Source organism: Thalassolituus pacificus (assembly GCF_025318105.1).
Lineage (GTDB): Bacteria > Pseudomonadota > Gammaproteobacteria > Pseudomonadales > Oceanobacteraceae > Venatoribacter > Venatoribacter pacificus.
The window spans coordinates 445,839-471,192 of record NZ_JAOANI010000015.1 but is presented as its reverse complement, the minus strand read 5'-3'; the positions used below and the strand labels follow the sequence as shown (position 1 = coordinate 471,192).

At 54.3% G+C, this 25,354-nt stretch carries 21 protein-coding genes; 11 read left to right on the top strand and 10 right to left on the bottom strand.

Going from position 1 to position 25,354, the window contains the following annotated elements; genetic code table 11:
* Positions 1–45: 45 nt before the first annotated feature.
* On the bottom strand, positions 46–1,368 hold the full coding sequence (locus NYR02_RS09310) for a Na+/H+ antiporter family protein (protein WP_260976088.1): 1,323 nt from the start codon (positions 1,366–1,368) through the stop codon (positions 46–48).
* A gap of 288 nt (positions 1,369–1,656) precedes the next feature.
* Here NYR02_RS09310 and NYR02_RS09305 point away from each other — a divergent pair, with 288 nt between their 5' ends.
* Entirely contained in the window at positions 1,657–2,820 is a 1,164-nt protein-coding gene (locus NYR02_RS09305; protein WP_260976087.1) for a Fic family protein, read from the top strand.
* A gap of 99 nt (positions 2,821–2,919) precedes the next feature.
* On the opposite strand, the gene gyrB is transcribed toward NYR02_RS09305, so the two are convergent.
* The 4 genes from gyrB to dnaA all read right to left on the bottom strand — a co-directional run bounded on the left by gyrB (position 2,920) and on the right by dnaA (position 9,280).
* Positions 2,920–5,337, bottom strand: a complete 2,418-nt coding sequence (gene gyrB, locus NYR02_RS09300) for a DNA topoisomerase (ATP-hydrolyzing) subunit B (protein ID WP_260976086.1) — start codon at positions 5,335–5,337, stop codon at positions 2,920–2,922.
* Between the two features lie 79 nt (positions 5,338–5,416).
* A complete protein-coding gene (gene recF, locus NYR02_RS09295; protein WP_260976085.1) occupies positions 5,417–6,544 on the bottom strand; it encodes a DNA replication/repair protein RecF in 1,128 nt (375 codons plus the stop codon).
* Positions 6,545–6,571: 27 nt separating this feature from the next.
* A complete protein-coding gene (dnaN, locus tag NYR02_RS09290) occupies positions 6,572–7,672 on the bottom strand; it encodes a DNA polymerase III subunit beta (RefSeq protein WP_260976084.1) in 1,101 nt (366 codons plus the stop codon).
* 99 nt (positions 7,673–7,771) lie between these two features.
* On the bottom strand, positions 7,772–9,280 hold the full coding sequence (dnaA, locus tag NYR02_RS09285; protein ID WP_260976083.1) for a chromosomal replication initiator protein DnaA: 1,509 nt from the start codon (positions 9,278–9,280) through the stop codon (positions 7,772–7,774).
* Positions 9,281–9,790: 510 nt separating this feature from the next.
* Here dnaA and rpmH point away from each other — a divergent pair.
* The 5 genes from rpmH (at position 9,791) to mnmE (ending at position 13,896) form a co-directional block, all read left to right on the top strand.
* A complete protein-coding gene (gene rpmH / locus NYR02_RS09280; RefSeq protein ID WP_260976082.1) occupies positions 9,791–9,925 on the top strand; it encodes a 50S ribosomal protein L34 in 135 nt (44 codons plus the stop codon).
* A gap of 32 nt (positions 9,926–9,957) precedes the next feature.
* Positions 9,958–10,362, top strand: a complete 405-nt coding sequence (gene rnpA / locus NYR02_RS09275; protein ID WP_260976081.1) for a ribonuclease P protein component — start codon at positions 9,958–9,960, stop codon at positions 10,360–10,362.
* Entirely contained in the window at positions 10,310–10,606 is a 297-nt protein-coding gene (gene yidD / locus NYR02_RS09270) for a membrane protein insertion efficiency factor YidD (protein ID WP_260976080.1), read from the top strand. The genes rnpA and yidD overlap by 53 nt, the downstream gene beginning before the upstream one ends.
* Before the next feature lie 2 nt (positions 10,607–10,608).
* Entirely contained in the window at positions 10,609–12,261 is a 1,653-nt protein-coding gene (gene yidC / locus NYR02_RS09265) for a membrane protein insertase YidC (RefSeq protein WP_260976079.1), read from the top strand.
* A 240-nt stretch (positions 12,262–12,501) separates the two neighbouring features.
* Positions 12,502–13,896 (top strand): tRNA uridine-5-carboxymethylaminomethyl(34) synthesis GTPase MnmE, encoded by a 1,395-nt coding sequence (mnmE, locus tag NYR02_RS09260; RefSeq protein ID WP_260976078.1) that lies wholly within the window; start codon positions 12,502–12,504, stop codon positions 13,894–13,896.
* A 123-nt stretch (positions 13,897–14,019) separates the two neighbouring features.
* Here the strand turns inward: mnmE and NYR02_RS09255 are convergent, their stop codons facing one another.
* The 3 genes from NYR02_RS09255 to NYR02_RS09245 form a co-directional block, all read right to left on the bottom strand.
* Complete coding sequence (locus NYR02_RS09255) at positions 14,020–14,871, bottom strand: metal-dependent hydrolase (protein WP_260976077.1); 852 nt, start codon at positions 14,869–14,871, stop codon at positions 14,020–14,022.
* 224 nt (positions 14,872–15,095) lie between these two features.
* Positions 15,096–15,764: a cupin domain-containing protein gene (locus NYR02_RS09250; protein WP_260976076.1), complete on the bottom strand. Its 669-nt coding sequence runs from the start codon at positions 15,762–15,764 to the stop codon at positions 15,096–15,098.
* Entirely contained in the window at positions 15,761–16,336 is a 576-nt protein-coding gene (locus tag NYR02_RS09245) for a TetR/AcrR family transcriptional regulator (RefSeq protein ID WP_260976075.1), read from the bottom strand. Before NYR02_RS09245 ends, NYR02_RS09250 begins: the two co-directional genes overlap by 4 nt.
* 199 nt (positions 16,337–16,535) lie before the next feature.
* Between NYR02_RS09245 and NYR02_RS09240 the strand changes: the two genes are divergently transcribed.
* Positions 16,536–17,360: a hypothetical protein gene (locus tag NYR02_RS09240; protein ID WP_260976074.1), complete on the top strand. Its 825-nt coding sequence runs from the start codon at positions 16,536–16,538 to the stop codon at positions 17,358–17,360.
* Positions 17,361–17,742: 382 nt separating this feature from the next.
* Entirely contained in the window at positions 17,743–19,641 is a 1,899-nt protein-coding gene (gene mnmG / locus NYR02_RS09235; RefSeq protein WP_260976073.1) for a tRNA uridine-5-carboxymethylaminomethyl(34) synthesis enzyme MnmG, read from the top strand.
* A gap of 145 nt (positions 19,642–19,786) precedes the next feature.
* On the opposite strand, the gene NYR02_RS09230 is transcribed toward mnmG, so the two are convergent.
* Positions 19,787–21,838, bottom strand: coding sequence for a TonB-dependent receptor (locus tag NYR02_RS09230; RefSeq protein WP_260976072.1), 2,052 nt, complete (start codon positions 21,836–21,838; stop codon positions 19,787–19,789).
* Positions 21,839–21,930: 92 nt separating this feature from the next.
* The gene (locus NYR02_RS09225) at positions 21,931–22,875 is read right to left on the bottom strand and encodes a helix-turn-helix transcriptional regulator (protein ID WP_260976071.1); all 945 of its coding nucleotides are present in this window, start codon (positions 22,873–22,875) and stop codon (positions 21,931–21,933) included.
* 167 nt (positions 22,876–23,042) lie between these two features.
* Between NYR02_RS09225 and NYR02_RS09220 the strand changes: the two genes are divergently transcribed.
* Genes NYR02_RS09220 through NYR02_RS09210 form a run of 3 tightly spaced genes read left to right on the top strand, consistent with a single transcriptional unit; the run spans position 23,043 to position 25,233 of the window.
* Positions 23,043–23,339, top strand: a complete 297-nt coding sequence (locus NYR02_RS09220; protein ID WP_260976070.1) for a hypothetical protein — start codon at positions 23,043–23,045, stop codon at positions 23,337–23,339.
* Positions 23,336–23,620, top strand: coding sequence for a hypothetical protein (locus NYR02_RS09215; RefSeq protein WP_260976069.1), 285 nt, complete (start codon positions 23,336–23,338; stop codon positions 23,618–23,620). The genes NYR02_RS09220 and NYR02_RS09215 overlap by 4 nt, the downstream gene beginning before the upstream one ends.
* Entirely contained in the window at positions 23,617–25,233 is a 1,617-nt protein-coding gene (locus NYR02_RS09210) for a PepSY-associated TM helix domain-containing protein (protein ID WP_260976068.1), read from the top strand. Before NYR02_RS09215 ends, NYR02_RS09210 begins: the two co-directional genes overlap by 4 nt.
* The last annotated feature ends 121 nt before the right edge of the window (positions 25,234–25,354 follow it).

Sequence of the window (25,354 nt, the reverse complement as noted above, 5' to 3'; positions counted from 1 at the left end):
GTAGTAAACACTCACCATCAGCCTGCAATTTACAATCTCAGCAGCTTACAGCACCATCGCGGCAATCCAGCCAGCGGCCAGTAATGGCAGATTAAAATGCAGAAAGGTCGGCACCACGGTGTCGCGCATATGATGGTGCTGGCCATCGGCATTCAGACCCGCGGTCGGCCCCAGCGTCGAATCCGACGCCGGTGAACCCGCATCGCCCAACGCCCCGGCGGTACCGACCAGCGCCACAATCGCCAGCGGGCTGAAGCCCATCTGCAGACATAACGGCACATAGATCGCGGCGATGATCGGAATGGTCGAGAACGACGAGCCAATGCCCATCGTCAGCAACAATCCGACCACCAACAGCAATAATGCCGCCAGTGCCTTGTTATCACCCAGCCAGCCCGCCGAACCATTGACCAGCTCGGCAATATGGCCGGTACGCTCCAGCACCTCCGAGAAGCCCGAAGCGGCAATCATAATAAAGCCGATAGAGGCCATCATCTTGATGCCATCGACCAGCACGCCTTCGGACTCATTCCAGCGCACCACGCCGGTCAGAGAAAACAACATAAAACCGGCCATCGCCCCCAGAACCATCGAATCGGTATACAGCTGCACGACAAAGGCCAGCACAATGGCCGCCGCTGCAACCATCAGCGCCTTAGGCTCATAACGGCGTTCGGTATGTTCGGCAATCGCAATGCGGGTGAGGTTATATTCACGCGGCTTGCGGTAGGTAAACAGCGCCGCAATGATCAGGCCGGTCAGCATTCCCAGCGCCGGAATCACCATCGCCTGTACCACCGACACCCCTTCCACATTCAGGCCGGCCTCAGCCACACGTCCGAGCAAAATCTCATTCAGATAGATATTGCCGAAGCCCACCGGCAGGAACATATAAGGCGTTACCAGACCAAAGGTCAGCACACAGGCCACCAGACGGCGGTCGAGACGTAAGCGGGCAATCACTAACAGCAGCGGCGGGATCAGAATCGGGATAAAGGCGATATGGATCGGAATCAGGTTCTGCGACGACACCGCGACCAGCAGCAACAGACCGAGCAGGCCATTCTTCAGCCAGCGCGACTCGCGGCCACCGGTTTCGGCACCCAGCTTACGCAGAATGGCATCGGCCAGTAAATGCGGCAGACCCGACAGCGAAATCGCCACCGCAAAACCGCCTAATAAGGCATAGCTGAGCGCAATACCCGCGCCACCGCCGATACCGGCATTAAAGGCCTCCAGCGTGGTCTTCAGATCCAGGCCGCCGACCCAGCCGCCAACAAAGGCCGCGACAATCATCGCCAGCATTACGTGCATACGCGCCAGACTGAGCACCAGCATCAGTACCACCGCAATCACCACCGCATTCATGGTTTTTCCTCATTCAGGCCCGGTATAAAACTGACCGGGCAGTCAGACACTCAAAGAAGGCGCGCAAAGTACCACAAACTGGCCGGTTGAGGGTGACGGAGCGCAGGAATGGCAGGCTGACGCTGCGTCTTTTTAAGGTTTCTTCGAACAGTGGAATCTGAAGTGAGCCGAATAAGGTCTGGTATTCGGCTCATATTCCTGACTATTATGAGCCGAATATGATTGTTAATCGGCTCAGATGCTGTAACTGAGTTCCTGCCATCAACCAGCTTCCTCCCGGAGACAAGCATGCAATGGATCTGGCAATCCTCTGCCTGGCCAGAGTTCAGTTGGCAACATGACCCGCTGCAACCTCTGCTGCGCGCCATACAACAGAAAAGCGGCGTACTGCAGGGCAAGGCCAGCCTGAGCTCACCGGCCGAACAATCCCTGCAGGCTTTGCTCGCCAATATCGTTGCCTCCTCCGCCATTGAAGACGAGAAGCTGAACGCCCAGTCAGTCCGCTCTTCCCTCGCCCGCCATCTGGGCATCAGCGAAGAACAACCCTACCCGGTCTCTGAACGCTCAGAAGGACTGGCCGAGATGATGATGGATGCCCTGCAAAACCATCAGCAAATGCTGACGCTGGAGCGTTTGTATCAATGGCATCGCTGGTTGTTCCCACAAAGTGAGACGGGCTTTCTGAATAAAATCCGGGTTGGCCAGCTGCGGGGGCCAGAGCCTATGCAGGTGGTATCCGGCCGTCTGGACCGCCCGACCGTACATTACGAAGCACCGCCAAGAGCCGGACTGGAACAGGCTATACAGCAGTTTATTGATTGGTTTAACCACACCGCAACCAACCCCGATAGCGACCCTCTGCTGCGCGCAGCGGTTACCCATCTGTGGTTTGTGACCCTGCACCCCTTTGATGACGGCAACGGTCGCCTGACCCGCGCCCTTACCGATATGGCGCTGGCTCAGGCCGACAGCCAGAGTGTGCGCCTGTATGCCATGTCGGTTGCTATTCTGGCCGACCGCAAAGGCTACTACGCCGCGCTTAACCAAACGCAGCAGCTTGCTTCTTCAGAAAACGCAGCAGATAACGGAGAAGAGGAAAACGACACGGCGCAGACTCTGGATATCACACCCTGGCTGCGGTGGTTCTTGCAAACACTCGAAGCCGCCATCGACAGCGCCATCCGGACGATCGATCGCACCTTAGAGAAAACCCGCTTCTGGCAGCAGCACCGCGATACCCCGCTGAGCAAAGAACAAATCAGGGTACTGAACCGCCTGCTCGATGGCGGAGAGAAAGGCTTTGAGGATGGAATAAGCGCAAGCCAGTATCAGAAAGTAGCCAAAGTCAGTAAGGCCACCGCTACCCGCCATCTGGCGGATTTACTGGAAAAAGGCTGTATTGAAAAGCTGCCGGGCGGCGGGCGGAGTACGAGGTATAGGATCGCAGGATAATACTGATCAAGATGCCAGAATGAAAAAGCCCCGGCTGTCTGCACAGCCGGGGCTTTTTATTTATCGCTGATGCTAACGCGCTTTATGGCAAACCCAGAATCAGAAATCTAGGTTCGCTACGTTCAGCGCGTTGGCTTCGATAAAGGCGCGGCGCGGTTCTACCTCATCCCCCATCAGCGTAGTGAACATCTTGTCGGCACCGATGGCGTCTTCGATGGTCACGCGCAGCATGCGGCGGGTGTTCGGGTCCATGGTGGTTTCCCACAGCTGTTCCGGGTTCATCTCGCCCAGACCTTTATAGCGCTGGATATTGAAGCCTTTTTTCGCTTCGGCCAGCAGCCATTGCACAGAATCCCAGAAGTCTTCGATCAGGTGGACACGCTCGCCACGCTGAATGTAAGCGCCCTCTTCCAGGGTTTCGCTCAGTTTCTGGCTGGTTGCGGCCAGTTTTTTGTAGCCGCTGCCGTTGAAGAAATCGTGATCCAGACGGAATTCTTTTGGAATACCGTGGGTAATTACTTTAATCACGATTTTATGGCTGTTGCGCTCGCTGTCAGCCGCGACTTCAACAATAAAGTGGCTGCCACTGCGGCCAGCGTCCGGCAGGCGCTCACTGAGCAGTGCGGCCCATGCTTCGGCTTTGGCTTTGTCAGCCAGCTCTGCGCTGTCCATACGCGGCAGTGTCACCATCTGGTGCAGCACTTCGTGCGGTACCAGGTTGGACATGCGGGTGATGGTTTCCTGCGCAGCACGGTATTCGGCAACCAGTTCAGCAAAGGCAACGTCGGTAATCGCCGGGGCGTCAGCAGACGGGTGCAGAGCGGCTTTTTCCAGCGCGATGTGGGTCAGGTAGCTTTCCATCGCTTCTTCGTCTTTGATGTATTGCTCCTGCTTACCACGCTTGATTTTGTACAGCGGTGGCTGGGCAATAAAGATGTGGCCGCGTTCGATGATTTCCGGCATCTGACGGAAGAAGAAGGTCAACAGCAGCGTACGGATGTGCGCACCGTCGACGTCGGCATCGGTCATGATGATGATGCTGTGATAACGCAGCTTGTCCGGGTTGAACTCTTCGCGGCCAATACCACAGCCCAGTGCGGTAATCAGGGTGCCGACTTCGGCGGACGATAGCATCTTGTCGAAACGGGCTTTTTCAACGTTCAGGATTTTACCTTTCAGCGGCAGAATGGCCTGGGTGCGGCGGTCACGGCCCTGCTTCGCAGAACCACCCGCCGAGTCCCCTTCCACCAGGTACACTTCGGACAATGCCGGGTCTTTTTCCTGACAGTCAGCCAGCTTGCCGGGCAAACCGGCTATATCCAGTGCGCCTTTGCGGCGGGTCATTTCACGCGCTTTGCGCGCGGCTTCACGGGCACGGGCGGCGTCGATCATCTTGCCGACCAGATCTTTGGCCTGCTGTGGGTACTCTTGCAGATAATCGGAAAAGAGGCGGCCCATTTCCTGCTCAACCGCGGTTTTCACTTCGCTGGAAACCAGCTTGTCTTTGGTCTGCGAGCTGAACTTAGGATCGGGTACTTTAACCGAGATAATGGCTGTTAAACCTTCACGGGCATCGTCACCGGTGGTGGCAACTTTGGCTTTTTTCGCCAGGCCTTCTTTCTCGATGTAGTTATTCAGCGTACGGGTCAGCGCGGCGCGGAAGCCTGCTAAGTGAGTACCGCCATCACGCTGAGGGATGTTGTTGGTGTAGCAGTAGATGTTTTCCTGGAAGGTGTCATTCCACTGCATGGCCACTTCCACCGCGATACCGTCATCACGCTGCATATTAAAGTGGAACACGTCGTTCAGTGCGGTTTTACCTTCGTTGAGGAAGGTAACAAACGAGCCCAGACCACCTTCAAAGGCAAACACGTCTTCACGGTCACTGCGCTCGTCTTTCAGATGAATACGTACGCCGGAGTTCAGGAACGACAGTTCACGCAGACGCTTGGCCAGGTAGTCGTAACTGAATTCGGTTTTATTGGTAAAGGTTTTCAGCGATGGCAGGAAACGCACGGTGGTGCCTTTGCCATCGGTAACGCCAACTTCTTTCAGCGGGTAATCCGGTACGCCATGGCTGTATTCCTGCTCAAAAACTTTGCCGCCACGACGGATGGTGAGTTTCAGCGATTCAGACAGCGCGTTTACGACAGAAACACCCACGCCGTGCAGACCACCGGAAACCTTGTAAGAGTTATCGTCGAACTTACCACCGGCGTGCAAAACGGTGAGGATAACCTCGGCCGCTGATACGCCTTCTTCCGGGTGCAGCTCGGTTGGAATACCACGGCCGTTATCTGATACGGAGACGGAGTTATCGGTATGGATGATCACGTCCACCTGGTCGCAGTGGCCAGCCAGGGCTTCGTCAATGGAGTTATCCACCACCTCAAATACCATGTGATGCAAACCGGTGCCGTCATCGGTATCGCCAATGTACATCCCCGGCCGTTTGCGCACGGCATCCAGCCCTTTCAGGACTTTAATACTCGACGAGTCGTAAGTCTGCTCACTCATTCGGTGGTTCCTCTTGATGAATTCGGTGCGCTGCCGCTGTTGTACGTTGTCGGACAGTGCGAAATAAGCTGTTCTTTTATCAGTCCGTTACCGGGCTTTGTTCTTGTGTTACGCCCTGAATTTCTTGCGCAACATCCTCAATACGTCCGTGTTCCACGTGGAACACAGTGCTCGCTACCGGCTGCCAGATATCGGTCAGCTTGTCCTTATCGATACTGGTAATAAAGACCTGACATTTTAAGTCTTCCAGCAGTTTGCATAAAGCGAAACGGTGCTTTTCATCCAATTCAGATGCAAGATCGTCGACCAGGTAGATGGTGCGGCGTCCACTCTCTTGCTGGAACAAAGCGCCCTGGGCAATTTTCAGCGCGGCGACGACGGTTTTCTGCTGACCACGGCTTAAAATTTCAGCCGCAGGCTGCTTGTCGACCTTGATACGCAGCTCGGCACGGTGTGGCCCTGACTGGGTATAGCCCAGCACCATATCACGCTCCTGCTGCTTATCCAGTACGTCCTGCAGCGCGGAATCTTTATCCCATCCCGGATAGTACGCCAGACTGACATCGACGCTCTCATCCAGTGCTTTGAGAATGCGCATAAACTCGGGCTTAAAGCGTTTAAGATAATCGCGACGGTGCTGGTCAATCACCAGCGCACTTTCAACAAAGCCTTTATTCCACACCGGCAGCCATTCTGCTTCTTTCTGCTTAAGCACTGAATTGCGCTGCTTAAGCTGCTTGCGGAAGGTTTTCCACTGCTCCATGAAACTGTGTTCCACGTGGAACACACCCCAGTCGATAAACTGGCGGCGTTCTTCCGGCGAACCGGACAGCAGTTTGAATGTGGTGGGATCAATCACCTGAACCGGCAACCAATGAGCGGCTTCTGCCTGGGACGTCAGCACAGAACCATTTAACTTCAACAGATGATCTCCGCCTTTTAAGCGCAGACTGTCGAGCTGACAGTGGCCAAGGCTCTCGTCGTCGATATCCATCTGTATTTCAATACGGTCGGCATCATGGGCCAGAACGTGCTTAAGCTGTGACGTGCGGAATGATTTACCCGCCGCCATCAGCACGATGGCTTCGAGAATGCTCGTTTTGCCCGAGCCATTATCGCCGTAGATGAAGTTCACTCCGGGCTGGAGTGTAAGATCCAGCGGCTGCAGATTTCGCACGCCGCTGATTTTAAGCTGCCGGATTGGCATAAGAAGAGTTCGCTATATGGCCGGCGACTACAGGCGCATCGGCATAACAACATACATCGCGTCGCCGCCTTCCGGTTCTTCCAGCAAGGCACTGCTGTTGGCATCGGACAGGGTCATTTTTACCTGCTGGGTATCCAGTACGCTCATGACGTCCTGCAGGTAAGAAACGTTGAAGCCCATTTCCAGAGCATCACCCTTGTATTCCACCGCGACCGATTCTTCCGCTTCTTCCTGCTCGGGGTTATTGGCAAACACTTTGAGCAGATCGGTATCCAATACCAGACGCACGCCACGGTACTTCTCGTTGGACAGAATCGCGGTACGGTTAAATACCTGACGCAGTTCGGTACGCTCGGCCAGCATCACATTGCTGCCGTTTTTCGGGATCACGCGGCTGTAATCGGGGAATTTACCGTCCACCAGTTTCGAGGTGAAGGTGAAATTCTCAGTGCGCGCACGCAGATGGTTGGTGCTCAGCGACAGCGTGACGGACGATTCCGGATCGGTCAGCAGCTTAGCCATTTCCAACACGCCTTTGCGTGGCAGAATGATCTGCTGTGCGGTATCCGGGCCATTCATCGCCACCTGGCAGGTTGCCAGACGGTGGCCATCGGTCGATACAGTACGCAGACCGTTGGCGCTGACTTCAAACAACATGCCGTTAAGGTAGTAACGCACGTCCTGCTGGGCCATGGCGAAGCTGGTGCGGTCAATCACACGACGCAGGCTGCTTTGCTCCAGGGTAAAGGTCTGTTCACCGGCAATGTTATCCACATTGGGGAATTCGGTGGCAGGCAGAGTCGACAGAGTAAAGCGCGAACGGCCAGAGCGGACGTTAACGCGCTGCTCATCCTGTTCGATTTCAATCTGTGCACCATCGGGCAGTGAACGGCAGATATCCATCAGCTTTTTGGCCGGAACCGTGATCTCACCTTCCTGACCTACCTCGTCAAGGGTAACGCGGCCAACCAGTTCGACTTCCAGATCGGTGCCTGTCAGTGACAACTGCTGGCCCTTAACCTCCAGCAGTACGTTTGACAGTACTGGCAGAGTCTGGCGCTTTTCTACTACGCCGGCCACCAATTGCAGAGGACGAAGCAAGGCTTCCCTAGAGATAACGAATTTCATGGTTCTCCACTCAGGTCCTGGGCATGTTCATCGGATTGAACAGCGCCTGTGATTCTTGAAAACGGTCTTCCTGTAAAACACGGCATGATTACCGTTGTTTTACGTTGTCAGCGAGCGCAGCAGATTCTTATAGTCTTCGCGAATATCTGCGCTGGTTTCCTGTAGTTCTTTGATCTTGCGGCACGCATGCAGAACGGTTGTGTGATCACGCCCACCAAAAGCGTCACCGATTTCCGGCAGGCTATGGTTGGTCAGTTCTTTGCTCAAAGCCATCGCCACCTGACGCGGACGGGCAATGGAGCGGGTGCGGCGCTTAGATAATAAATCAGACATCTTCATTTTGTAATACTCAGACACGATTCGCTGAATATTATCGATACTGACCTGTTTATCCTGCAGCGCGAGCAGATCTTTCAGAGATTCTTTAATAAACGGCAGGGTGATTTCACTGCCAGTAAAATGAGCATTGGCGACCACCCGTTTCAGTGCGCCTTCGAGCTCGCGCACGTTGGAACGGATCTTCTGCGCAATAAAGAAAGCGGCATCATCGGGCAGGTGCACACCGGTCTGCTCGGCTTTCTTCATTAAGATAGCAACACGGGTTTCCAGCTCCGGCGGTTCAACCGCCACGGTTAAACCCCAGCCAAAGCGGCTTTTCAGACGCTCTTCCAGGCCGTTGATCTCTTTCGGATAGCGGTCACAGGTCAGAATCATCTGCTGGCCGCCCTCAAGCAGCGCATTAAAGGTGTGGAAAAATTCTTCCTGCGAGCGCTCTTTACCGGCGAAAAACTGAATATCATCAATTAACAAAGCATCCAAACCCCGATAGAAGCGTTTGAATTCGTTAATGGCGTTCAGCTGCAGGGCTTTCACCATATCCTGCACAAAACGTTCGGAATGCACGTACAGCACTTTGGCATTCGGGTTTTTACTTTGCAGGTAGTTACCCACCGCGTGCATCAAGTGGGTTTTACCCAGGCCAACACCACCATATATAAAGAGGGGGTTGTAAGAGCCGCCGGCATTCTCTGCAACCTGGCGAGCCGCCGCATGGGCCAGCTGGTTCGATTTACCTTCCACAAAGGTTTTAAAGGTAAAGGTAGGATTCAGGAAACTCTGATGCTGAATGCCACCCTCAACCTGCACTTCACGCTTTGGACGACTGACCGCCGGAGCCGGCGCGGTAACCGGTGCATCACCATAAGAAGGATGACCACTAAAAGACGCCGCTTCCTGCTGGTTACCATAATCGAGTTCAGCCTGTGCCTGCGCCCTCGGTGCGGCAAAACCAAAATTTTCATTTCTGGCCGGAGCTGGCGAAGGTTCAGGACGACTGACTCCTGACGGGCGGAACATGGGCTGTGCTTCACCAACAGCCAGTTCTACGCGGGTAATCAGGCCGCCGTTGAGGTCAGAAAGAATTTCCTGGATACGCTGCAAATACTTATCTTTTACCCAGTCTTTTACAAAACGGTTAGGCGCACTCAGAACCAGCTGTCCACTATCGGCGTTTGCCAACAACGGCCGGATCCATGTGTTGTATTGCTGCGCGGGGAGTTCGTGCTGCAAGTGTCCCAGGCAATCTTGCCACAGAGCTGTCAGTGCCACTTCTTTACATCCGTCATCTGAATTCTAGCGAGCCGCATATTCTAACTGAGGGATCGATGGTTATCCACAGAAGTTATGATAATTTTCCACTTCATTCAAAACCCTGTGGATAAACAGGACGAAAGCATGCGGATATCTTTCTGGATAACTGCCAAGGCGTTTTTCCAGGCAATTCCACCCACATTCCATACCTGGGTTACCGGCAGCTAGTGCATAACTTAAGCGCAGTTTAACCCGGCAGTTGTGCTTCCGTTAAGATATTGATTTTTATAGTTTTTTTACGGTTATACACAGAAATTGGCTTCACTAAGAATATAAATAACGAACTACTACTTCTCTTCTTTCACATAACATAACCAATATAAAAATCTTTTTGGGTCAGCAGGAAAAAACAGATTAAGTTCAGGGCTGAAACTGCACATAAAATCACCATTGCTATTGCTGATTCTTTCTCATACAATTGCGGCCCTTAAAAATTAGACCCTTTTCACTTAACTGGGTGACAGTGTTATGAAACGTACTTTCCAACCAACCGTACTGAAACGTAAGCGTACTCACGGCTTCCGTGCCCGTATGGCTACCAAAAACGGCCGTGCAGTTCTGGCTCGTCGTCGTGCTAAAGGCCGTCACGAACTGACTGCTTAATCGACCGTCTGACGCTGCGTAGTTTGCCGTCTATGTCGGAATTCGGATTTCCCCGCCGTGCCCGCTTACTCAAGCCGGTGGAGTTTAAACGGGTTTTCGACAAGACAGAATTACGCGGTAGTTCGCCTCACCTTTTGGTGTTGGCAACTCCGAATGAGCAGGACCAGGCCAGAATAGGATTTGTTCTGGCCAAAAAGCAGATCAAACGGGCTGTAGACCGCAACCGGATTAAACGTCTGGTTCGCGAATCTTTCCGACATCATCAGCATGAGATGGCGTCGTTGGATTTTGTTTTACTCGCCCGCTCTGGTCTTGCCGAACTGGACAACCAGCAAATTCGTGAGATGATTGACGGCCTTTGGTTCAGATTAAAGCGTCCTTCCAATGACAGACAAGCAAACGGCAGCCGAAAAAACCGGCGCGCAACCCGGCGCTAAGGTGTTGCTGTCCCTGATTGCTTTCTATCGTTACGCTCTCAGTCCTCTTATTCCCAGTCGTTGTCGTTATTACCCCACCTGCTCTGCCTATGCCGATGAAGCGATTCGTCGATACGGTGCTGCGCGCGGCGGTTATCTTGCGCTCAAACGATTGCTCCGGTGTCACCCATGGGGTTCCCACGGTGTGGATCCGGTACCCGATTTACCCAACCATTCCTCCAATTGTTGTCAACGGAAACCCTAATCATGGATATCCGCCGTACGGTCATATTTCTTGGCCTGATTGTCAGTAGCTATTTCCTTATTCTTGCCTGGAACGATGACTACGGTCAGAAAAATCAGGTGACTGCACCGATTGAAGCAACGCCGTTTGCTGAAAATCAGGATGCTCCGGTAACCACCGCCAGTGCAGACGAACTGGCTGAACAGCCAAGCGTGGATACACCGGTTGTGAATACAGCAGCCCAGGCTCAGCCATCGTCAGAACTGATTCACGTTGAAACCGACGTACTGCGTCTGGTGATTGACCCACGCGGTGGTGAAATTGTTGAGGTGCTGTTGCCTGAATATCCGGCAGCGGTTGATCAGAAAGACGTTCCTTTCGTATTAATGGAGCGCAACCAGCGTCGTACCTATGTGGCTCAAAGTGGTCTGCTGGGTAAAGACGGTGTGGATTCACAAGGCCCGGCGTTGTACAGCGCGGATGCCACTCAGTACCAGCTGGCGGAAGGCCAGGATGAGCTGAGCGTCGTGTTGACCACACAAACGGATAAAGCCGCGGTGGAAAAAGTATTTACCTTCCGTCGTGGTGATTACCTGATGGATGTTAACTACCGCATTAAAAATACCTCGGCCGAAACCTGGCAGGGTGTGTTTTATGCTCAGCTGAAGCGTGACAATTCTGTCGATCCGTCAAAAGGTTCGCAGATGGGTATGGCCGCATATTTAGGTGCTGCTCTGACCACCAAAGAAAACCGTTACGAAAAAGTCACTTTCTCTGATCTGGAAGATGGCGAGTACAAAAAGGTAGAAAAAGGTGGCTGGGCCGCCATCCTGCAGCATTACTTCCTTGCCGCCTGGGTGCCTGCGAAAGATGAGCAGCACACCTACAATGGCCGTGCAGTAAAAGGAAACTACATCTTTGGTTTCTACGATGCACCAACCGTTATTGCTGCTGGTGAAACCGCTGAAGTGGGTGCCAGCCTGTATGTTGGCCCGAAAGTTCAGGGTCGTCTGGCAGAAATTGCAGAGCATCTGGACCTGACCGTCGATTACGGTTGGTTGTGGTGGATTGCCCAGCCGCTGTTCTGGCTGCTGAGCTTCTTCCACGGTCTGGTGGGTAACTGGGGTGTCGCTATTATCCTGCTGACCGTTCTGATTAAAGCCGCGTTCTTTAAACTGTCTGCAACCTCTTACCGCTCAATGGCGAACATGCGTAAAGTCGCGCCGAAGATGCAGGAAATTAAAGAAAAATACGGTGATAACCGTGAAAAGCTCGGCCAGGAAATGATGAAGCTCTACAAAGAAGAGAAGATCAATCCGCTGGGTGGTTGTCTGCCTATCTTGGTACAGATGCCGGTATTTATCGCACTGTACTGGGTACTGATGGAATCTGTGGAGCTGCGTCAGGCACCCTTCTTCCTGTGGATTAAAGATATGTCGGTGATGGATCCTTACTTCATCCTGCCATTAATTATGGGTGCTTCTATGTTTATTCAGATGAAGCTGAACCCAACGCCGCCGGACCCAATGCAGGCGCGTGTTATGCAGTTTATGCCGGTAATCTTTACCATCTTCTTCCTGTGGTTCCCGGCTGGTCTGGTGCTGTACTGGGTGGTAAACAACATCCTGTCGATCAGTCAGCAATACGTGATTACCAAACAGATCGAAAACAGCTGATCTGCAGGAATCTTAAAAAGGCGCTTCGGCGCCTTTTTTATTGCCTGCCGTCCGTGGCGGCAACCCTTCGTGCCGTTGCGGTGCAACGTTAAAAGCAGCTCCTGCTGCTTTTTTATTGCCTGCAGTTCAGGAAAGTGGCTTTCATTACCGGCAGCAACACATATTCACAGACTCAGGTACAATTCGCGCAAGCCAAACCGCTGTGTTTTAACCGGCAGTAACAGATTTCAGGAATCCGCGATGAGCAACCTTATCCACAACGACACCATTGCCGCTGTAGCGACCGCACCCGGACGAGGTGGTGTTGGCATTATCCGCGTATCCGGCGCGCTGGCGTTAACCGTGGCACAGGCCGTACTCGGTATAGCGCCTAAGCCACGTTATGCGCACTACGGTCCTTTTAAGGCGGCTGACGGTACGGTGCTGGATGAAGGCATCGCCCTGTTCTTTCCTAATCCGAATTCTTTTACCGGTGAAGACGTCCTCGAGCTGCAGGGTCATGGCGGCCCGGTAGTGCTCGATCTGTTACTGAAAGAAGTGGTGGCGCTGGGTTGCCGCCTGGCACGCCCCGGCGAATTTTCTGAGCGCGCTTTCTTAAACGACAAAATGGATCTGGCCCAGGCCGAAGCCATTGCCGATTTAATTGATTCCGCCTCTGAGCAGGCCGCACGCTGTGCGCTGCGTTCATTGCAGGGTGAGTTCTCCAATAAAGTACACAGCCTGCTCGATCAGTTAATTCAGCTGCGTATTTATGTCGAAGCGGCCATCGACTTTCCGGAAGAAGAAATCGATTTTCTCTCCGACGGCAAAGTAGCCGCCATGCTTGATGCTGTGGATGCTGAATTGAAAGCGGTATTGCGCGAAGCCGGACAAGGCGCGTTATTACGCGAAGGCATGAACGTGGTGATTGCCGGACGGCCGAACGCCGGCAAATCGTCGCTGCTGAACGCACTGGCAGGCCAGGAGCGCGCCATCGTTACCGATATTGCCGGCACCACGCGCGACGTACTGAAAGAACATATCCACATCGACGGTATGCCGCTGCATATTATCGACACCGCCGGTCTGCGCGACGCGCCGGATGAAGTCGAGCGCATTGGCATTCAGCGCGCCTGGGAAGAAATCAGCAAAGCCGACCGCGTTTTACTGATGGTCGACAGCACCACCAACGAAACCGATGCAGAGAAATTACTGCACGCCCTGTACGACGAGCGTGGTTTGCAGGAAGCCGCGACCGACCTGTTAAATAACGGCCGCTTAACCGTCATCCGCAATAAAGCAGATTTATCCACCGAGACCATTGGCCTGAATAACGGCGGCCGTTTCCCGGTAATTACCTTATCGGCGAAACAGAATGCCGGTGTCGATGTGCTGCGTGAGCACCTGAAACAGATTATGGGCTTTGATGCCGCCGCCGAAGGTGGTTTCCTCGCCCGTCGCCGTCATATCGACGCCCTTAACCGCGCCCAGCAAGCCCTCGATTTTGGCCGTCAGCAACTCGAAGGTATGGCAGCCGGTGAACTGCTGGCCGAAGATCTGCGCATGGCGCAGCACGCACTGAACGAAATTACCGGCGCATTTACCGCCGATGATTTATTGGGTGAGATTTTTGGCAGCTTCTGTATCGGCAAGTAACTCAGCCGCAACGGCAAGGGCTGTGGAAAACGGCTTCTGACAGTCGGAAAATATTTTTCAGACATAAAAAAGCCGCGAACATCGCGGCTTTTTATTATTGCCAAAGGCTCTGACAATTACAGATCAAACGATCTTATATTTCTGCTGTTCTTCTTCCCACTTGCCCAGCAGTTCACGGTTATCGTGATCCCATGGGTGGAAGTCGCGGCGGAAATAATCCAGATAATCACGAAAGATGGTCGGTACCAGGCCGGGCTTCAGGAAGTAAAACTGAAAACCTTTCCACCAGACTTTCGGGTTGAATAGCTGGCCGTCTTTCCACAGGAAAATAGCCTGAATAATGGAAGTACGCAGGCAGAAAAGAACGGTGATGTTGATCATGGTGATCACGCGCAGCCAGTAGCTGCCAACCGCTTGCTGGTATACATCGTAGGCCACGGCTTTATGTTCCGTTTCTTCCACGGCATGCCAGCGCCACATTTCTTTAAACTGTGGATGCATACCTTCGGTGGATTCCGGGTTGGTCAGAATCTGGTGCGCCATGATGGCGGTAAAATGTTCCAGCGCACAGGTAATGGCCAGACGGTGTTTACGCGGCAGCCATTTTTTCATCCAGATTTTTTCTTTTTTCTCGAAGGACATGATTTTGTCGATCGGGTAATTCCATTTTTTCAGAAAATCGTTGTACTGCGCGTGTTCGTGGCCGTGAATCGCTTCTTGTTTAATAAAGCCTTTAATTTGCTGCAGTAATTGCGGGTCGCTGATTTTATGCTGATGGTCGCGCACCGCATCCATAAACATGCGCTCGCCTTCCGGAAACAGGCATGACAGGGCGTTCATGAAGGTCGATTTAAAGACGTCATCGCCGTACCAGTATTTTGGAATGTCATCGAGTTCGAATTCAAATTCCATTTTACGACCGGGAATTTCCATGGAAGAACTGATGGCCTGAGCTTTTTGCTGTTTGCTGTTCATAAGCGCCTCGCAGATGATGCACCGGGTCCCAATGTCTGTGCGGTAAAGAGTGCCGCAAAAAATAATGACCGGTACGTTATTCTCATTATGCGTAACAGGATAGGCGCATCAGGCCAGAGCTGACAGGTGATCGGACGACAATTATGGGGTGCGCAGTGGCTACCGTTGGCTTTCGATCACCGCCGCTGAAACCAGCAGGCGGTGAAGTGCAGAGCATAAGATGTTCAGAGGTGGCCGACTTTCACCAGAATCAGCGTTTCTTCATCCACAAAAGGATAGTGCTGGCTTAAATGCGGGCTGCGCAGCCAGGTATGCCGCGGATATTCACCGTGCTCGTCTTTAAAGCAGCCGGAAATCACCAGAATTTCTTCTCCGCCCCAATGCCTGTGTGGCTGAAAAACTTCACCAGCCGGCCAGCGCACCAGTGCTGTGCTGGCGCCCTGATGTTCGTGCAGCGGGCAAACTGTGAGGCCGCCAATTCCGGGACGCCATTGCTGATCTTCAGGGCGCAAACGCACGGTTGCGCTGTCGGTTTCTGCAAACTGATTAAGTTTTACAAAAATCAGGCAACCGTTAATGGAAAACGGGCTGTGAGCGGAACCGGGTGGATTACGCAAATAACTGCCCGCCGGGTAATCGCCCGACTCGTCACTGAACACACCTTCCAGCACATAAATTTCTTCGCCCAGCGGGTGACTGTGTTGCGGGAAACGAGTGTTGGGTAAATAGCGTACCAGGCTGCTGACCTGGCCCTGTTCCGGCGCTTCACGTTCCAGCGGAAAACGCTCAACAGGCGCTTGCGGGGCTCTGAGCCAGGGTTGATCGCCGGGGCGAATAACCACCGCTTTGCTGCGATCCATATTGATGGGTTGAAAGGCGGGTTGCGCGCTCATAACGTCTCCGGTTGCTGGTCAGAGTGACTGCGGATAAGGGTTGTCAGCCATTGGCTGACGGCGTTCAGGCGCGGGGCCTGTGGCTGATCACGGTCGAGCAACAGCGCACCTTCAAGGGCACTGAGTATTACCCGCGCCAGTTGCGGGGCGCTGTCTGCGTGATCGGCGGCGCGGGCCAGTACGGCACTGATCCAGGTTTCCAGACGCTGCAGAAACTGCTCAACGGCGGCGCGTTGTTGATCGTTGGTTTCATCCCCTGCGGCGGCAAACGCCAGGCACAAACACTGGTACTGCGATTGCTGACTGAGCAGAAACAGTGCCGCCAGTTGTTGCAGTTGCTGGCCGGGGTCGCTCAGTTCGTGGCAGCGCTGCTCGAGCCGGATAAAGAAATCCTGCTCGTAGTCTTTCACCAGTTCCAACAGCAGAGCATCGCGGTTTTCAAAGTGATAATGCACCGAGCTGCTTTTGATTCCGGCCACTTTACCCAGCTCACGAAAGCTGGCGGCATGCAGTGTGCGCCGGCGGATCTGCTCGATAGCGATCTGTTTCAGTTGGCTACGGGTATCGCTCATGTTTGTTGGCCCATCCGGAATGAAGCGTCATTCTATCTAACGGGTGTTAGATGGCAATCACTTTTGCCTTTGCGCAAATCCCGCAAGCTCAGGCTGACTATTCAGGCAATTGCTCTTTTTATGAGTTCGGCGGTTAAAGAGAGCGGATTCGCCGCCGATTGCTATCTTTATTGATATTACTTTCAGGCAGGAGAACGCCGTGCGCGCAGCAGCTCTGGCGATAGCCACCACATTATTGGTAGGATGCATCGCAGAAGAAGACAAAAACAAGATCACCAACGAACAGGGAGTGACCGTCAGTGACCCCACCCTGGCGCTGAATGGTTTATGGGATGGCCAGTTTGATCAGGCAGGCAGCCTGCGGGTGCTGATCTACAACGGCAACGTTTACGCTCTGGATGAAAGCCGTGGCTATTACGGCACGGCGCTGCTGAATAACGATAACCGTACGGCCACGCTGGCGCTGACCAGTTACGCACTGTCGCAGAACGATACCGCCGCCAAACAGTATGTGGCCGATGGTCTGAATCAGGATTACAGCCTGAACGGCCTGTTATACACCGTGGAAACCTCGCCACAGCTGGTCGGCGATTTTGAAAACGCCACCGCCACCGGCAGCTTTGTGCTCACCGATGACGGCATTTGGCCGAATAACTCCGCTTTAAGCTTGCTCGCAGGTAAGTGGACGGCCACCGGTTACGAGTTTTATGTCGAACCGTTGAGCAGCAAAGCGTCATTCAAAGGCATCAGTACCGACAGCAGTGGCTGTACGTTCGAAGGTGATATCACCCTGCTGGATAAAAACGATGCCCTCTATGCCGTTACCCTGCGTGAGCGCAAAAACTGCCCGGCATTTAACGAAACCAACGCCAGCGGCTATGCGGTGGTCAACAGCGACTCCGAGTTAGAAGTGTACCTGCGCAAAGATACCGACCTGCTGTTTATGACCTTTACCGCGCCGGTTAGCAGCACACCGGTTGAAACGACGACCGATCCGGCCACCGATCCCACAACCACGCCCTGATATCCCCTTCCGGCAGCCACGGCCCGGTGGCTGCCCTATTTCTTCATCCGCTCTGTGTATAACTCTGTGACTAACGCGTAACAAAGATCCGCATAAGCTGGGATCTCAGCATGAACAGTTTTCCGTATTTATTCTGAGGATAAAGTTACCCACAATTATCAACAGCTTTATACACTCTCTAATACTTTGTTTTTAAAGGAATTAAATTGAAAAGTCACAGCGGTGACTAAAATTGGCTAACAGTCTTTTTACCGATGTGGATAAAGTGTATAAAACCATTGGTTAAATTTTACTCAGCCTACTGCCGCTGAGCGGTTAAGGCTGGTATACTGCGCGCCCTTTTTTCCCGATTCCTGTTAAACGAACAATTCTGAGGTGGTTTGTGGATTATCCCGTGCGTTATGACGTCATTGTGGTTGGCGGTGGCCATGCCGGTACCGAGGCTGCGCTGGCCGCGGCGCGTACCGGCTGCAAAACCCTGCTGCTGACCCACAACACCGATACCGTCGGTGTGATGTCGTGCAACCCGGCCATCGGCGGGATTGGCAAAAGCCACCTGGTAAAAGAAATCGATGCACTGGGCGGCGCCATGGCGCGCGCTACCGACAAAGCCGGTATCCAGTTCCGCATTCTTAACAGCCGTAAAGGCCCGGCAGTACGTGCAACCCGCGCTCAGGCCGACCGTGCGCTGTACCGCTCGGCGATCCGTCATATTGTGGAAAACCAGCCCAATCTGGATATCTTCCAGGCCGCCTGTGACGACCTGATTACCCAGGGCGACGGCGTTGGCTCCACCGTCTGTGGCGTAGTCACCAACACCAATATGCGCATTCACGCCACCAGTGTGGTGTTAACTGCCGGTACATTCCTCGGCGGACTTATCCACATTGGTATGGAAAACCACAGCGGTGGCCGTGCCGGTGATCCGCCGTCGATTGCGCTGTCCAGGCGTCTGCGCGAAATGCCGTTTAACGTTGGCCGTCTGAAAACCGGTACGCCGGCGCGTATCGACGCGCGCAGTGTTGATTTTTCGGTGATGCAGGTGCAGCCAGGCGATGCGCCGCTGCCGGTGATGTCCTTTATGGGCTCGGTGGATGAACACCCTGAGCAGGTGAACTGCTACATCACCCATACCAACGAGCGCACCCACGAGATTATCCGCAATAACCTCGACCGCTCGCCGATGTATGCCGGTGTGATCGAAGGGATCGGCCCGCGTTACTGCCCGTCGATCGAAGATAAGATTACCCGCTTCGCTGATAAAACCAGCCATCAGGTGTTTGTTGAGCCGGAAGGTCTGAACAGCAACGAGCTCTACCCGAACGGCATCTCCACCAGTCTGCCGTTCGACGTACAGCTGGATCTTATCCACAGCATCTGCGGTTTTGAGAATGCCCACGTCACCCGTCCCGGTTACGCCATCGAATACGATTACTTCGATCCGCAGGATCTGAAGCACAGCCTTGAAACCAAATTCGTTAACAACCTGTTCTTTGCCGGACAGATCAACGGCACCACAGGTTATGAAGAAGCCGGTGCACAGGGCCTGCTGGCCGGTACCAATGCCGCACTGCGCGCGCTGGAAAAAGACGCCTGGGTACCGCGCCGTGATCAGTCGTACATCGGTGTGCTGGTCGACGACCTGATCACCATGGGCACCAAAGAGCCGTACCGTATGTTCACCAGCCGCGCCGAATACCGCCTGGTGCTGCGTGAAGATAACGCCGACCTGCGCCTGACCGAAGTGGGCCGTGAGCTGGGTCTGGTCGATGACGAACGCTGGGCAGCATTCAGCACCAAGCGCGAAAGCATCGAGCAGGAAGCGCAGCGCCTGAAAACCACCTGGGTGCAGCCGGGCAGCGCCGAAGCTGCCGCGCTGGAAGCCAAAGGCGAAAGCAAATTTGTGCGCGAATACAGCCTGCACGATCTGCTCAAACGTCCGGGTCTGGAATACAACGACGTGGCTGGTCTGAAAGGTGAGCCGGTGGCTGATCCGCAGGTCGCCGAGCAGGTTGAGATTCAGGCCAAGTATGACGGCTACATTGCCCGTCAGCTGGATGAAATCGAACAGCTGCGCCGCTATGAAAACACCAAACTGCCAACCGACCTCGACTACGACGCCATGGGTGGCCTGTCGAACGAAGTGAAGCAGAAACTGAATACCCTGCGCCCGGAAACCCTCGGCGTGGCTTCACGTATTTCCGGTATTACCCCGGCGGCTATCAGCCAGATTCTGATTCACCTGAAGAAGAAAAATGCGGTAAACAAGCTGAGTGCGTGATGCGCTGAGTTGGTTGCTTTCAGTTAACTGAAATCAAAAAGGGTCTGATTTTTATCAGGCCCTTTTTATTTTCTCCGGATTTAACCCCGGCGCGTTTTCCGCCGGGGGTTGTTGGCTGGGGGTTGTTAGCCTCAGTGTTATCTGTTCAGAAGCTGTAGGTCACCGAGGCACCGATGGTGCGCGGGTCGACCACGGCAGCGTATCCTTCCGGGTAGTAACCGGAGGCAGGTTCGCGTGTCAGCAGTGCTTCTTCGTTGGCCAGGTTGTTGACGAAGGCCGACAGCAGCCAGTCGCCCTGTTCGTACGTGGTGCTCAGGCGCGCGATGATATAGTCACCGGCTTTACGCTCTTCGCTGTTAAGAAAATCACCGAAGTACTCACCCACATAGTTGGCCGACAGATCAACATTCAGCGCATGGGTCAGCCAGTAGCGGCCGCCGATATTGGCGGTGACGCCGGGGGCAGAATTCAGGCGGTTGCCGTCGGCCTCAGGGTATTCATCAGTAGCGTCGGTAATTTCAGAATCCAGCAGACCCAGGCCACCGCGCAGTTGCAGGGCGCTGGAAACAAACAGGCGTGCTTCGATTTCAGCACCGTAGGTAACGGCTTCGTTCAGGTTATCGATTTTGCGGTTATTGTCTTTGACACTCAGTGCCTGGAAACCATCGTAAGTATTGTGAAATAGGTTAACCGACAGGTTCAGATTACCGTTCAGCAGGGTGCTGCGGCTGCCCATTTCGTACGCGGTTACGCGCTCTTCATCAAAGTAGTAGTACTCGTTGGCGGTAGAGTTAAAGCCGCCACCGCCCTGGTTGTAGCCTTTGCGCGCACTGGCAAACAAGGTGGTGTTATCTGTAGCGGCAAACTGTACAACCAGCTTGGGCAGGTGAATGGTTTTTTCCCGGTCGAGACGGGCTTCTGCGGCACCGCGCAGGGAAAAATCACGGGTCTGCTCTTCTTTCTGCACGCGTGCGCCGAGGGTGAGCGCCCATTGCTGATTCAGCTGGTAGCTGCCTTCGCCATACAGCGAGGTTGAGCTGCTGTTGTCTTTACCGTTGTAAACCGAAGCGCCTGCGCTGTTGAAATCCTGGCTGCGCTCGGAATAGGCCAGGCCAACAAAGCCACTGAGGGCACTGTCCTGCGGACGGATGCTTACCTTGGCGTCGATATTGGTGTCTTCTTCGCGCATCGATACCTGAGATTCCCGTGCCGGATCAGGCTGGTATTCATCAAAGCCCCAGTCTAAACCGCTATCGGCAATCAGCAGGTCGACCGAGATGGCATCGGATACCTGATAGCCCAGATCCAGACTCAGGGTATCGGATTGGGTATCCATATAGCGCTGGGTGACCGGCACGAATTTCCATGGATCATCGCCTTGATAGTATTGCCGCCCGGTGTTGCCCTGCTCTTCGCTGGTGACATAGCTCAGTAAGGCGGACAGGCCATCAACCGCCGCCGGTTCCCACAACAGCTTGCTGCGAACGCGGTAGGAGCTCAGCTCGTTCAGGTCGTGGCTGGACGGGTTGGTGTCGTATTCAGTGCTATCGGTATAGGTATCGCCGTCGGTTTTTTCGGCCGCCAGACGGAACGCCAGCTGGTTATCGACCAGCGGTGCGTTAAGCATGATGGCACTGTTGAGCAGGTTGTCCTGATTGCGCGCACTCAGGCGAGCCTTGCCTTCCAGCTCATAGGTCGGTTTATGTGTCTTGATGTAGATACTGCCGCCAATGCTGTTGCGGCCGTTGGTGGTGGACTGCGGACCACGGTAGACCTCGATCTGCTCCACATCCCACAGGCCGGTATCGCCGGTCAGGTCGGCAATAAAGGGCTCGGCCACACCATCAACCAGGCGCGATACACGCGCTTTGGAACCGCCGGAAAAAGACAGAAAGCCGGTCGCGGAACCGTTACCGGAAACGCCACGGATATCCGGATTGGCACCGGACAGAACCACCAGGTTGGCGGTGTCGGCGATGGCGCTGTTTACCGACAGGTACTGGTTGCTGGCCAGATCAGCGCCGTCGATCACATTTACCGAGGAGGTGGTGTCCTTCAGCGAGCGTTCGGTCTTTTCACCGACCACGGTGACCTTATCGAGGGACGCCGGATTGTCCTGCGCCCAGAGGGGAGCAGCGCCGGATGCGCTGCTGACGGCAATAAATAACAGCTTCTTGGTGAAAGACGGGTAATGCATAACAGCTCTCCAGATTGCATAGCCAGATACGTCTGCGGGAGGGCTGTTACAGCACCGTCCCGGATCAGGCTGCGCACGCTAGAGGGTTTTTATTATTTTCGCAAATGCGAACCATTAGTATTCAATGGCTTGTCGGCAGTCACTGCGGCACGCTTACGGCTACCTTTTACGGTTCTGGGCAGATAACCAAATTCGCGCCGGAAAGCATCGCTGAAGCTTTGCAGATGGCTGTAGCCAGCGACCTGCGCGGCCTGAATCACTGTGGCTCCTTCGGCCAGTGCTTTGTGGGCAATGTCCAGTTGCATACGGCGCCGGTAGGCCCCCAGACTGATGCCGTGGCGCTGCTTAAAAATCCGCTGTACGGAGCCGGGATTGCTGTGACATTGGCTGGCAATCTGGGCGATGGTGAGGTCGGTGGCGGTATCGGCGGTCAGTAACAGATCAATCCGCTCGGCCAGCTGCTGCAGATGCTCGTTGGCCGAAAAAGTTCGCAGCGGAAGTATCTGCTGCAGGGCCTCATGCACTAATGACAGGCACAGGCTTTCCTGCTGCAGCTTGCCCAGTCGGGGGTAGTGTTCATGGCAGATGCGCTGCAGCAGTTGGCGTATCAGTGGCGTAATCACAAAGCGCGAAGGGTGCAGATGGTTCTGCAGCAGAGGACGCAGTGCGCTGTACTCATCGTCGCTCAGACTGGTGCTCAGCCAGTCATTGCTGAGCAATATCATCAGCTCGCTCTTGTTCTTTTCCAGGCGGAAATGCTTGAACCCCAGAGCGCTCTCAAGCACCGGAAACAGCGCGCCGTTACAGCGATCATGGCTGTTAAAGGTAATTTCCTGGCGGCCGATGCGAATGCGGGTCAGACCATGCAGGGCAAACACCAGACGAATGCCGGGGGTGAACAACAGGCTGAGGTTGGACTCGGTATGAATCGTCAGCTGTTCATACTTAAGATCCAGCCCCGGCCGCAGCCGTTGCAGCAGCAGATGGCCCTGGCTGCCGGAGAGTGGATCAATAAGAATTTTCTGATAGTCAGACATCAATGTGCGCCACAAAAAAAGAAAAACCGGCAAAAGAGTAAAAGGAATTTTCACCGTGGATAACGGGTATTTTCACCGTTGTTTTTAACTATTACAAATCATTATCATTTGCGTCTTATTGCTGGTCGCCATTCTGACGGCTGGGTTCGTGCTCTGTGGAGGATTGAGTGGACGCTGTTTCTCTGACGTTGCTGGCACTTTTGCTGTTGTTGCTGGCCCTGGCCTGTATCTACCTCAGTCTGCGAAATCAACGCGGATTAGCGGCTCCGCTGGGGATACTCTGGCGCTATGCCGGTTGTGGCGGATTGCTGGCCTCGCTGTGGCTGATGGCCGCGCAGGGCGTGGTGGCGTTTTTTGCCTGGCTGACAACGTTGATGGTGCTGCTGGTGCTGGTTCCGGCGCTGGCATTCTGGCTGCGTAACTCACTGCGTAACTCCCTGCGTAGTGCCCGGAGGGTTAAATGAAAGCGGTTATTCAGCCACAGTGGTGGCGCAAAACCCTGATCGGTCTGTTGTTTTGTCTGAGTCTGGCCTATGCCCTGGTGGCGTTATTTGCGTGGTATGGGCCCGGCGGTATTCAGGCACCGGTGAAAGTGCAGCTGAATATGTGGCTGCTGGCGCCGTTGTGGCTGACGTTTTTCAGCCTCAGTTATCTGTTTACCAGCTGGCGCACCGCCGCCATCAAACTTGGACTGGCCAACCTGCTCTGCTGGGGTCTGTTTTTTACGCTCAGGGGATTCTCATGAAAATTCGCAGCGATATCGTGCGTACCTACCAGAGCATTCATACCTGGACCGGCATCACCACCGGGTTGCTGCTCTTTATCTGCTTTTTTGCCGGTGCTCTGACCATGTTCCAGCAGTCGTTGCAGAGCTGGGCTGAGGCACCGCGTGTCTCGCTGCCAGCGCTGGCAGACAGTGAGCGCGATGCGCTGATCCACCAGGCGATGGCAACCTCCACCCAGGCGGCTAAAGGCTTTACTCTGCACCTGCACGATGCCACGGCACCGCTGAGCTGGAGTGATACTGCACCGGCTCATCTGCTGGATCAGGAAACCCTGAACTACGCCAGTCTGGATGACCGGGGTGAACTGTTGGTAGAGCAATATCCGGTTGTACACGTTGCCGATTTAATTGATGAGCTGCACCGCACGGCCGGTATTCCGGGGGTTGTCGGTCACGAATCGCTGGGCGTGCTGGTGATGGGCGTTATCTCGGTACTGTATTTCCTGGCCCTGGTTTCCGGGTTTATCTTCCTGCTGCCGACCATGGCGCGCAGTTTTCTGGCATTGCGCGAAGGCAAAGGGCGATTCCGCTGGTTATTGGATACCCATAATCTGGTGGGTGTCACGAGTTTGCCTTTCCATCTGCTGATTGCGCTGACCGTGGTGGTGTTTGCATTTCACGATGATTTTTACAACGGTCTGAGCGTTATTTACGGCGACCAGCCAATGTTTCCGCCTGCATCAACCCCGGCGCTGCCGGATAACGTCCAGTCATCATTGCATCCGCTGCAGACCTACCTCAGCCGCGCGGCCGAGCTGATGCCCGGCCAGCAGGTCAGTACACTGAAGTTCCAGGACTTAGCGGGACAGCGCCCCAGCCTGCTGATGTACCTGACCAGCGATGAGCATCTGCAAATCAGTCCACAGGGAAATATGCTGGTGCTTCAGCCTTACACGCTCGATCTGATTTACAGCACCTGGCCAGAGGGAGATGAAAGTCTGTGGGGGCGGTTGGTTAACAGCTTTTTTGCCCTGCACTTCGGCAGTTATGGTGGCGAGTGGGTGCGCTGGATATACTTCCTGCTCGGCCTTGGCGGCGCTTATCTGTTTTACAGCGGTAATCTGTTGTGGCTGAGTAAACGCCGCCAGCAGAAGCATTACCCTCAGGCGCGGCTGAATCATCTGGCCGCCCTGACGTATGGCGTGAGTTTTGGCTGCATGGCGGGCATCGCCGCTGCCATGCTGGCCGGACGCTGGCTGGCTCCGCTGTTTGATAACCTGAATCTGCTCTACCTCAGCAGCTACTATCTGGTGTTTGTCGCAGCACTGTTGCTGGCATTTTTCTGTTCCGGCGAAGCCGCCAGAGTACCGTTGTTGCGTCTGACCGCCGCGTTGTATCTGTTGATCCCGCTCAGCTCGGTGCTGGCAGGGATTGCTTCGCCGGATCAGCCGTTATGGCCCGACGCTGCCAGTATGGCTGTGGAGTTGTGCATGCTGCTGTTTGCTCTTGGCCTGGCTTATCGTTCGCTGATTACGGATGGTTTTCACAAGCAGCAACAGAACGAACAGCAGCACAAACAACAGAATAAACAGCACGATCAAGAGCACGCCTTACTGCACGACAACGTCGTCTGAACCGGCCAGTCACCACTTAAACTGCAAGCTTGACCCGAAAAAGGCATGAACAGCCTCCCGCACACACGCCGGGCTTGATACGTATCAAGCCCGTTTTTGTTTCTGCTGCCACACTGAGCAA

Bases quoted from the DNA above. Each gene is read 5' to 3' on its own strand.
- recF (WP_260976085.1), bottom strand. From the start codon at position 6,544: ATGCCAATCCGGCAGCTTAAAATCAGCGGCGTGCGAAATCTGCAGCCG.
- mnmE (WP_260976078.1), top strand. From the start codon at position 12,502: ATGAGCAACCTTATCCACAACGACACCATTGCCGCTGTAGCGACCGCA.
- dnaN (WP_260976084.1), bottom strand. From the start codon at position 7,672: ATGAAATTCGTTATCTCTAGGGAAGCCTTGCTTCGTCCTCTGCAATTG.
- NYR02_RS09250 (WP_260976076.1), bottom strand. From the start codon at position 15,764: ATGAGCGCGCAACCCGCCTTTCAACCCATCAATATGGATCGCAGCAAA.
- NYR02_RS09255 (WP_260976077.1), bottom strand. From the start codon at position 14,871: ATGAACAGCAAACAGCAAAAAGCTCAGGCCATCAGTTCTTCCATGGAA.
- NYR02_RS09245 (WP_260976075.1), bottom strand. From the start codon at position 16,336: ATGAGCGATACCCGTAGCCAACTGAAACAGATCGCTATCGAGCAGATC.
- rnpA (WP_260976081.1), top strand. From the start codon at position 9,958: ATGTCGGAATTCGGATTTCCCCGCCGTGCCCGCTTACTCAAGCCGGTG.
- yidC (WP_260976079.1), top strand. From the start codon at position 10,609: ATGGATATCCGCCGTACGGTCATATTTCTTGGCCTGATTGTCAGTAGC.
- NYR02_RS09215 (WP_260976069.1), top strand. From the start codon at position 23,336: ATGAAAGCGGTTATTCAGCCACAGTGGTGGCGCAAAACCCTGATCGGT.
- NYR02_RS09210 (WP_260976068.1), top strand. From the start codon at position 23,617: ATGAAAATTCGCAGCGATATCGTGCGTACCTACCAGAGCATTCATACC.
- NYR02_RS09230 (WP_260976072.1), bottom strand. From the start codon at position 21,838: ATGCATTACCCGTCTTTCACCAAGAAGCTGTTATTTATTGCCGTCAGC.
- rpmH (WP_260976082.1), top strand. From the start codon at position 9,791: ATGAAACGTACTTTCCAACCAACCGTACTGAAACGTAAGCGTACTCAC.
- yidD (WP_260976080.1), top strand. From the start codon at position 10,310: ATGACAGACAAGCAAACGGCAGCCGAAAAAACCGGCGCGCAACCCGGC.
- NYR02_RS09225 (WP_260976071.1), bottom strand. From the start codon at position 22,875: ATGTCTGACTATCAGAAAATTCTTATTGATCCACTCTCCGGCAGCCAG.
- gyrB (WP_260976086.1), bottom strand. From the start codon at position 5,337: ATGAGTGAGCAGACTTACGACTCGTCGAGTATTAAAGTCCTGAAAGGG.
- NYR02_RS09305 (WP_260976087.1), top strand. From the start codon at position 1,657: ATGCAATGGATCTGGCAATCCTCTGCCTGGCCAGAGTTCAGTTGGCAA.
- NYR02_RS09310 (WP_260976088.1), bottom strand. From the start codon at position 1,368: ATGAATGCGGTGGTGATTGCGGTGGTACTGATGCTGGTGCTCAGTCTG.